Here is a 1,945-nt window from a genome sequence, read left to right as displayed (position 1 = left end):
GAACATCGTTTTTTTCCTCATGTGACTCGTGCTTGTGAAGGTGTTGTATTTGACTCGGTTGAAACAGTTAAAACATTGATTTCTAGAACATCAACGTCAAAAGGACTAACAACAATTGTTCACATACTCGACAAAATATACGAGACAGGACGAAAATATGCCGCTGACTTCAAAGAAATAATGCCGATTGTATTTGATACACATTTACCAAAATGGAATTACCGTGCAATTCCTCAAGAATAATTAATATCGGGAAGTTGTTTCGTGCTTATTCCTAAGTATATATTTCACGAAAAGTTCCTTAAAGCACTATTGCAAAGACCATTAAACTTAAGGCGAGCTAATATTTTTACGGCTAATTATGATTTGTCGTTTGAATATGCGTTTGACAAGTTAGGGGTTTATTATATTGATGGTTTTTCGGGATTCCATCGGCGATGTTTTAAGCCAGAAACATTTGAATATGATATTTTTTATCCTGGATCAACCACGGCAGGAAAAGTTCAACGGATAGAAAAGGTAGTTCGTTATTATAAGCTTCATGGCAGCCTTTCTTGGGTGAACTCAGACAAACGAGATGCCTCTAATTTATATGGTATAGAAGAGTTGCCTTTAATCTTAATTGAACAAGAAGATAAAAAAGGTGAAATTATCGTTTACCCCACAGCGGTTAAGAAATCTTACGCGCTTGATTTACCTTATTCCGAATTGTTTCGGCAGTTTTCATCAACCATTAACCAATCACAATCAGTTTTATTGACTGTGGGCTATGCATTTGCTGATGAGCATTTTAACGATATTATTTTCCAGGCTCTCTCAAACCCTTCGTTCACACTGGTCATCGTAGATTTTAATGGAACTAAAGATAACCTTCATATAGAGAGAATTAAGAATCTAAATGATTCTAGAATAATTATTTTACAAGGCGAATTTTTTGGAGATTTTCTTACCTTTGCAGATACCCTAATGCCAGATTTTTATAATATCGATAGTAATGAAAAAATAGCTAATACACTCAATAAGTACTTTGATGAAAAGCCCAAAGGTGGCAAAGAGGGGACTAGTGAAGGGGAGTTGTTTTAATGAGTGAAAGGGTCATAGGAAAAGTTATTTCGGTTGATAGCTTTAGAGTTTTTATCAAACTGGATGATGACTTAAAAAGCTTATACAAAAGCGGCTATGATGATATTTTTGAAGTGGCACGAATAAATTCATACATTATCATTCCTACTGGTTCGGATAAAATTGTGGCGATGATAACCAGTGTTAAAAATATTGATGAAACCGAATTAAATAAAGATAAAGAAGCTATTTTTCTCACCAAATCATCTCGATATGTTATTGCTACAATGGTAGGGACAATCGTAAATGATAAGAAATATATTCAAGGTGTCTATAGTTACCCTGTTTTGGACAATCCAGTTTGGTACGTTCTTAAGCAAGATTTAGATAATATTTTTGATCATCATACTCATGACAAGATAGATTTTAAGGAAGATTACTATTTGCCAATTGGGTCATCATCTACCTTTACAGATTATCAAGTAAAAATAAATCCTGACAAGTTCTTTGGTAAGCATGCTGCCATACTAGGTAACACGGGATCAGGTAAGTCATGTACTTTAACTTCTATCTTACAAAGTCTTTTTGATTACTCCTATAACGGTAAGCAGTTAAAATCTGCTCACATCATCATTTTTGATACTAATGGTGAATATCAAAGGGCATTTAAAGGAACTAAGGGTAAGCCTTATAAAAATCTATCATTAGTAAATCCATTTCATATTGATAAGGAAGGTTTAAAAGTACCTTATTGGTTCATGAATTTTGATGATTTTGATTATCTGTTTGAGCCAAGTGTTAACACTCAGATGCCCATTTTAAAGCGAGCTATTGCATTAGCAAAAAATAAAGCTGAACAAGCGGGCAAGCCAATACTTGATCC

At 33.9% G+C, this 1,945-nt stretch carries 3 protein-coding genes; all 3 read left to right on the top strand.

The window, feature by feature from the left end; all coding sequences use genetic code 11:
- Positions 1-243, top strand: a 243-nt coding sequence (locus CDZ78_RS19905; protein ID WP_444979200.1) for an ISAzo13-like element transposase-related protein, incomplete at its 5' end; no start/stop codon positions are given.
- A 21-nt stretch (positions 244-264) separates the two neighbouring features.
- Positions 265-1,083 (top strand): SIR2 family protein, encoded by an 819-nt coding sequence (locus CDZ78_RS19900; RefSeq protein ID WP_244559304.1) that lies wholly within the window; start codon positions 265-267, stop codon positions 1,081-1,083.
- The coding region (locus CDZ78_RS19895) for a helicase HerA domain-containing protein (protein WP_140414257.1) at positions 1,083-1,945 on the top strand (863 nt) is incomplete at its 3' end. The genes CDZ78_RS19900 and CDZ78_RS19895, both read left to right, overlap by 1 nt.

Source organism: Bathymodiolus platifrons methanotrophic gill symbiont, from assembly GCF_002189065.1.
Classification (GTDB): domain Bacteria; phylum Pseudomonadota; class Gammaproteobacteria; order Methylococcales; family Methylomonadaceae; genus Methyloprofundus.
Note: the sequence above shows the minus strand (reverse complement) of the source record. Positions and strands in the feature narration are given on the sequence as shown.